Annotated in this window: 7 protein-coding genes; 3 read left to right on the forward strand and 4 right to left on the reverse strand. The window is 46.5% G+C overall.

What is annotated here, in order from left to right; genetic code table 11:
* The first annotated feature begins 5 nt into the window (after positions 1-5).
* Positions 6-1,682 carry a dihydroxy-acid dehydratase gene (ilvD, locus tag ACPW7N_RS24825; protein ID WP_425654369.1) on the forward strand — a complete coding sequence of 559 codons (1,677 nt, stop codon included), beginning with the start codon at positions 6-8 and terminating at the stop codon, positions 1,680-1,682.
* Positions 1,683-1,750: 68 nt separating this feature from the next.
* Here ilvD and ACPW7N_RS24830 read toward each other — a convergent pair whose 3' ends face one another.
* Complete coding sequence (locus tag ACPW7N_RS24830) at positions 1,751-2,848, reverse strand: dienelactone hydrolase family protein (RefSeq protein ID WP_425654372.1); 1,098 nt, start codon at positions 2,846-2,848, stop codon at positions 1,751-1,753.
* 135 nt (positions 2,849-2,983) lie between these two features.
* On the opposite strand from ACPW7N_RS24830, the gene ACPW7N_RS24835 reads away from it, so the two are divergent.
* Entirely contained in the window at positions 2,984-3,736 is a 753-nt protein-coding gene (locus tag ACPW7N_RS24835) for an MBL fold metallo-hydrolase (protein WP_425654374.1), read from the forward strand.
* Position 3,737: 1 nt separating this feature from the next.
* Here the strand turns inward: ACPW7N_RS24835 and ACPW7N_RS24840 are convergent, their stop codons facing one another.
* The gene (locus ACPW7N_RS24840; RefSeq protein WP_425654377.1) at positions 3,738-4,592 is read right to left on the reverse strand and encodes a pirin family protein; all 855 of its coding nucleotides are present in this window, start codon (positions 4,590-4,592) and stop codon (positions 3,738-3,740) included.
* Between the two features lie 67 nt (positions 4,593-4,659).
* Positions 4,660-5,592: a hypothetical protein gene (locus ACPW7N_RS24845; RefSeq protein WP_425654380.1), complete on the reverse strand. Its 933-nt coding sequence runs from the start codon at positions 5,590-5,592 to the stop codon at positions 4,660-4,662.
* A gap of 156 nt (positions 5,593-5,748) precedes the next feature.
* Here ACPW7N_RS24845 and trmB point away from each other — a divergent pair, with 156 nt between their 5' ends.
* The gene (gene trmB / locus ACPW7N_RS24850; protein WP_425654382.1) at positions 5,749-6,438 is read left to right on the forward strand and encodes a tRNA (guanosine(46)-N7)-methyltransferase TrmB; all 690 of its coding nucleotides are present in this window, start codon (positions 5,749-5,751) and stop codon (positions 6,436-6,438) included.
* Between the two features lie 70 nt (positions 6,439-6,508).
* Here the strand turns inward: trmB and ACPW7N_RS24855 are convergent.
* Positions 6,509-6,897, reverse strand: a 389-nt coding sequence (locus ACPW7N_RS24855; RefSeq protein WP_425654385.1) for a DinB family protein, incomplete at its 5' end; no start/stop codon positions are given.

The raw sequence follows: 6,897 nt of genomic DNA on the forward strand, positions 1-6,897 counted from the left end.
GGAGAGTGACTACACATCGAAGCGACATGATTAAAAAAGGATTTGACCGAGCACCTCATCGAAGCTTGCTTCGTGCTGCCGGAGTTCGTGAGGAAGATTTTGATAAACCGTTCATTGCGATTTGCAACTCCTATATCGACATTATCCCAGGCCACGTGCATCTCCAGGAATTCGGACATATCGTGAAGGAAGCCGTACGAGCTGCTGGAGGAGTACCGTTCGAGTTCAATACAATTGGTGTAGACGACGGAATTGCCATGGGCCACATCGGTATGCGCTATTCGCTGCCAAGCCGTGAGATTATCGCTGACAGCCTGGAAACAGTTGTTGCCGCTCACTGGTTCGACGGTCTGATCTGTATTCCCAACTGTGACAAGATCACACCCGGCATGATAATGGGTGCTCTTCGTGTAAATATCCCGACTGTTTTCGTCACTGGTGGTCCGATGGCAGCAGGTAAAACCTCAGATGGACGTGCTATCTCGCTCGCCTCTGTTTTCGAAGGTGTTGGTTCCTATCAGGCTGGCTTGATTAATGACGAACAGCTTCAGGAATTGGAGCAATTCGGATGCCCAACGTGTGGCTCCTGTTCGGGCATGTTTACCGCCAACTCCATGAACTGTTTGGCAGAAGCACTTGGTATAGCCCTGCCAGGCAACGGAACAACGTTAGCTACTTCTCCAGAGAGACGTGAGTTGGTCAAAGCCTCTGCTGCCCACCTCATGCATCTGATTGAAAAAGATATCAAACCGCGAGACATCGTCACACTGGATGCCCTCGATGACGCCTTTGCCCTTGATATGGCTATGGGTGGTTCTACGAATACGGTACTGCACACATTGGCAATCGCTCAGGAAGCCGGTTATGAATACCCGATTGAGCGCATCAACCAAGTAGCAGAACGCATTCCACATCTTTGCAAATTAAGCCCAGCTTCTGACTACCACATTGAGGATTGTCATAATGCAGGTGGCGTATCAGCGATTCTGAATGAGCTTTCTCGCAAGCCGGGTGCCATCCATACGGATCGAATCACAGTAACTGGCAAAACCTTGGGTGAAAATATAGCCGAAGCTGAAATTCTGAATGATCAAGTCATTCGTCGATTAGACAATCCATACAGTGAAAAAGGGGGATTGGCTGTACTTTACGGTAATCTGGCTCCACAAGGTGCTGTTATCAAATCAGCCGCTGTCGATCCTTCTATCAAGCGCCATGTTGGTCCTGCGGTCTGCTTTGACTCCCAGGAGGAAGCATTGGCAGGTATTGCAAATGGCAAGGTTAAGGAAGGCCATGTAGTTGTTATCCGTTATGAAGGTCCAAAAGGCGGGCCAGGAATGCCTGAGATGCTTGCACCTACTTCCCAGATCGCTGGTATGGGCTTGGGAACCAAGGTCGCTCTGATTACGGACGGCCGTTTCTCAGGGGCGTCGAGAGGAATCAGTATTGGTCACGTTTCACCGGAAGCAGCAGAGGGCGGCCCAATCGCCTTCGTCCAGGATGGTGACATCGTCAGTGTCGATATTGAAGAGCGTTCTATTGAGCTTCAAATCTCTCCTGAAGAACTTGCCAAGAGACAGGCAAGCTGGGCTGGATTTGAACCGAAAGTAAAAACAGGTTATCTCGCACGCTATTCCAAGCTCGTTACGAATGCAAGCATGGGTGGAATCCTGAAGATCTAGAAAAAACAGCAACTTTAGTAAAAAAGCAGTCAGACGTCCGAAAACGTTTTGACTGCTTTTTTCTTTCATCAAATACCAATGGTCGAACGAATATCTTGAATTTGCTGCAAGTGACGTTGATCGTGTACCGCCGCCAGCTCGATCCATTGAGCCACGCTCATTTCGCCATATCTTTCGTGAGGTATCCCCTTTCGCTGCAAGACATTCTTATTTTGCAACTGATGGTAGAAATCGACAAGTTCCTGATGGGACTCACGCAATTGTGCCTGCAGCACTTCGAGCGGGACATCCTCATCTGATGGCTTCATGCTCTCCGGGTACTTTACTCGGCGAGAACGGTCAGCAGATGGACTTAAATCCTTTTGATCCAGTTGCATATCTGGTTGCTCCAGAGCGTCTTTCATTCTTTCCAGAAGAATTCGATCAAACAAGACAAGATGCTCCATCACCTGCTTGACACTCCAATCATCTTCTGCCGGTTTTTGATGAAACTGCAGTTCGGTCAAACCGGTTGCTGAATCAAGCACAGCCTGGCGAATAGCAATGTTTTGATCCATGGAATGATCCCTCCTGATTAATTGAATAAAATCCAGTACCCCGTACCAGGCTCTTTTCCCTTCTCCCTCGTTGTATTTTGGGGAGTACCAGTCAGCAAATCCATGTTCCCCGTCGAATCTCTGAATCGTAATATTTTTGTTGAGCCGTAACACTCCTGTCAATTGATCGACATCCACTGATTTTTCACTTTGCCCGTAAATCAAGAGAACAGGACATTGGGGAGTTATCTCCAAAAAGTCTCGTATACGTGAACCATAATAGCCAACGATTCCATCGACTCGAGCATCACTGCTACAAACCCAGGCAACAGTTGCTCCTACACTAAATCCGATTACAAACACATATTTATATTGATTCCTGATCTCGCCTATCAAACGACGAATCATGGAATTTGAGTGTGTGAAACCTATTTTCTCTACAAAGTTAACATATGCGGTCGGTTCCTCCGAGTATTCATAATGTGAAGCTCGTTGCAATAAATCCGGACAATATACATCGAATCCTTGTCGGGCAAGCTTTTCACAATAATCATTCATATATTGATTGAGTCCATATATTTCGTGCACAACAATGATAGCTGTCGTGGAGTTTTGGTTTATAGAGATCATTTTTACCTCACAATTATCCCTTGACAAAAATTTATTTTTATGTTATGATTAAATATTTATCATTTGACTAAAAGGTACTGCTCCATTATCCTATCCTTACCATTTGTTTTCAAAAGATTTGCATGGAGGGATTCGATGAAAGTAGCAAGCGGTGTTGAAATGCTAGAGATTACGGCCAATATTCTTGGAGAACAGAGTACAATCCATCCTACTCTCATTTGGGATGAGAACGAAGTTATATTGATCGATACTGGCTATCCCGGACAACTTCCCCTCTTTCGTGCTGAAATCGAGAAAGCTGGAGTGCCGTTTGACTCGCTTGACAAAGTCATACTCACTCACCAGGATATAGACCATATCGGCAGCTTGCCTGGCATTCTCGCAGAATCTTCTCACAAGATTGAAGTCCTGGCGAGTGAGATCGAAAAGCCCTACATACAAGGTGAAAAAAGACTGATTAAATTATCTCCAGAAGCACTGGCAAAAATTGATGAACTGATTCCACCACATGTCCCTGATGAGTGGCGAAAGGCCTTCAAAGCGATACTTGAGAACCCACCTGCCTCACCTGTAGATCGTACAGTTGCTGATGGCGAAGATCTGCCTTTTTGCGGAGGAATCGTTGGAATCGACACCCCTGGGCATACACCAGGCCATATCAGCTTGTATCATAAACAGAGCAAGACATTAATTGCTGGAGATGCTCTCGGTATTGTAGATGGTCAATTAATCGGGCCCGAGCCGCAGTATACATTGGATATGGCAGCAGCACGAAAGTCTCTGAAGAAGCTGATGGAATACGACATCCAGTCCATCATCTGCTATCACGGCGGATTGTATAATAAAAATGCCAACCAGCGGATTGCAGAGTTGGCACAAAGCATATAGTTTATTGAGGAATTGGGCCGAACTTGCCTGTATGGTAATCTTCGAATGCCTGTTTGATTTCCTCTTCTGTATTCATAACGAATGGACCGTAGGCAACGACTGGTTCTTTTACAGGTTCGCCAGCAATCAAAATCGCTCGCAACGGTTTATCCGCACGAATGGTAATTTGACTTTCTTCAGACTCGCTAACTCCTAGCCAGAGAACCTGCCTTTGTTCTCCATGTGTTTCATCTACACCGAAGAAGCCGCTTCCCTCCAGTACATAGATGAAGCCATTGTAGCTGCCAGGAAGTTCTTGGTCTAGCATTGCTCCTGCTTCCAGCACCAGTTCTACGTAAGTGACAGGTACCGTGGTGTGCGTAGGTGAAGAGATATTTCCTGATGTACCGGAGTAAACCCTGACAAATGCCCCTTGTTCCTGACGGATAGGTACGTCACCCACACGAATATCCTGATAACGGGGGGCATCCATTTTATTGGCTTTAGGAAGGTTCACCCAGAGTTGGAGGCTGTGAACCGTTTCGCCTGGCATAGGATCTTCGGAATGAATGATTCCTCGCCCTGCCGTCATCCACTGCACATCACCCGGCTCAAGCACACCATATCCCCCGTGGTTATCTTCGTGTTTCAGCTTCCCCTCAAGGATAAAGGTGACCGTCTCAATACCACGGTGTGGATGGAAATCAAACGTTCCTTGCTGGAACCAATCCTCCGCCAGAAACAAGAATGGATCGGTCTCTCTCCAGTTGCCTGGTTCCAATACCTGACCTACTTGCAGATGAGTTCCTCTGCCAGGACGAGGAATTACGTTCCAAACTCTGCTGATCTTGCGTTTGCCAATTGATGTATTGTCCATGATCTGTGCCTCCCTGCCATGTCGTTATGTACCATCATATACCATTTTGGGCAGAGAGTCATTTTCCTTACTTGTTCATCTTCTCCCACATCGTCGGCGCTTCTTTACCTACTGTTTGTAGTAAAAGATCATATAATTTGGTCGATCCAAGATCTGCCTCTTCCACACTTTGACCAGCCAAAGCGAGCACATCAGCAATTGTATATTCCTTATCTCGCAAGGTACGCATCGCTTTTTCCCATGCAATCGTGTGCGGGCCGTGATAATCCTTAAGCGTTTCCCACTTCTGCGGATCAAGCGCCATGCAGCATTCCCACATGTCAGCAACTACATCTACCGTCGCACCCTGTGCGCCACGCTCAAACAGGCGCTGACGGAAAACACTCTTGATCAGTGCTTCTTCACTAAATTCCATAAGGAACGGCGGCATGATATAGCCTACTGGCAACAAGGAGCGAGCGGCCTGCATTTGTTCTTTATCGGAATCTCGTTTGGTCAAGTCGACGACTTCCTGGATGAGCGGCATCGCACGCTCGATATAGGCTTGCGGATTTTTCGCTTCCGCTGGCACCTCATATCCCCAAGGAAGGTTGGCACGCTGTCCTCCTGCAATCCGGGTTGGTCTACCTACCGTGTAGGTTACCATGTGATCATAAACTGGTTTTCCCACCCCAATAAACAGGAACAAGATGCTCTCACCACGGATCGGTTCATACGAATGGTGTGCCTTGACCATTTTGCTCAGGAAACGCTCTGTGTTATCCATGTCGTCATATTTTCCGAGATATAATGCTGCCTTGAACGCAGAATACATCCGTGCATTATCAGTGGAACGAAGCGCTATGATGCGACCACGCTGTACAATTTGCGTGTGAGAACCAGCATATTTCTCCAGTTCCTGAATCGCTTGCTCCAGTTGTACAAGTGCCTGTTCTACCCAACCACCCAATATGACTCGTCCACTTTTTGTTAGCTCATTTCTATTTAATTGGAATCCCACGCTTTTTCCCCCTACCAATCATTTCTCATCTACCCATTGTATATCGTCATCCAGTGAAAAATAAATAGTCCAAAAGGAAAGTATTTTGTCTTGCAACCTATCAGCCTCACGTTATACTTAATAGAGCACTTTGATTTCGACTCATAGGAGGCTTCTATGCGTTTACGTAATATTCCCGGTGTAGAGGAAAGACTTCTACAGTATCCCACTTTTGTACAAGATCCTACTCTGTTTAAAGGACGCTGGCATGAGCGTTTTCATAACAACAACCCGATTCATCTCGAAATTGGCTGTGGAAAAGGCCGTTTCATTACGACCTTGGCTGAACGCCACCCAGAAATTAATTTCATCGCACTGGAAAAACAGGCAGAGGTGATTTATCGGACGGCACAACGGACAGAGTTTCGTGATATTCCGAACCTTGTATTAACCCAGTATGATGCGACTCTTTTGCCAAATATTTTTGCTGATGGTGAGTTGGATCGACTATATCTCAACTTCAGTGATCCATGGCCCAAGAAACGCCATTTCAAACGTCGTCTCACGTACCGTGCTTTCTTGCAAATGTATAAACAGGTATTGAGACCGAATGGTGAACTCCACATCAAGACAGACAACGAGTCTCTATTTGAATTCTCTCTGAATGAACTGTCTCATGAGCAGTTCCAGCTTCGTCATATCACATTTGATTTGCACCAATCCGAATTGGCAGAACAGAATGTAATGACCGAATATGAGCAACGTTTTGCCGGACGTGGTCAGCGCATCTTCCGTACAGAGGCGATTATCACGCCAAGCACATGCTCTTCTTCTACTACGGAACCTGAGCTTGTCGCACAGAAATAAATCAGCTAACAAGAGACACACCCCCACAGCTATCGTGCCTGTAGGGGGTGTTTTTTGCTTCATTTTATTTTTAAATGGTTTCTAAAAACTGTTTCAATCGATCCTTCTGGTGAAGGTGATGGCGGTAATGCATTTCAACAAGGGAAAACCATTCCTTTGCGTTCAGCTCTCCCAATCGGGGATGGGCTACAGTCATCTGCGGTGATATTTCCTCCAATGTTGGCCCCATCTCCTTCATTTTGGCCAGAACCATGTTCAAACCTTCTACGATCTGCTCTTTGCTTTCCGGTTGAGCAGGTGTGTACTGTGGTGAAGCTGGCACCTGAATTCGGATCGGGGGAAAACTGCCTTGGCCAAACACCGCAGCGCCTGCCTCTGACTTGGCTCCATTTATCACTACTGAACCTGCTTCCCCCTTCCTGCACAATTCGATATTTCGAAGTTGCATATAAACTGCGC

Origin of the sequence: Brevibacillus nigriterrae (assembly GCF_049846925.1) — a bacterium.
Taxonomy (GTDB): Bacteria; Bacillota; Bacilli; order Brevibacillales; family Brevibacillaceae; genus Brevibacillus_H.

Coding starts and splice junctions, on each gene's coding strand:
- ACPW7N_RS24830 (WP_425654372.1), bottom strand. CDS start 2,848: ATGATCTCTATAAACCAAAACTCCACGACAGCTATCATTGTTGTGCAC.
- ACPW7N_RS24835 (WP_425654374.1), top strand. CDS start 2,984: ATGAAAGTAGCAAGCGGTGTTGAAATGCTAGAGATTACGGCCAATATT.
- ACPW7N_RS24840 (WP_425654377.1), bottom strand. CDS start 4,592: ATGGACAATACATCAATTGGCAAACGCAAGATCAGCAGAGTTTGGAAC.
- trmB (WP_425654382.1), top strand. CDS start 5,749: ATGCGTTTACGTAATATTCCCGGTGTAGAGGAAAGACTTCTACAGTAT.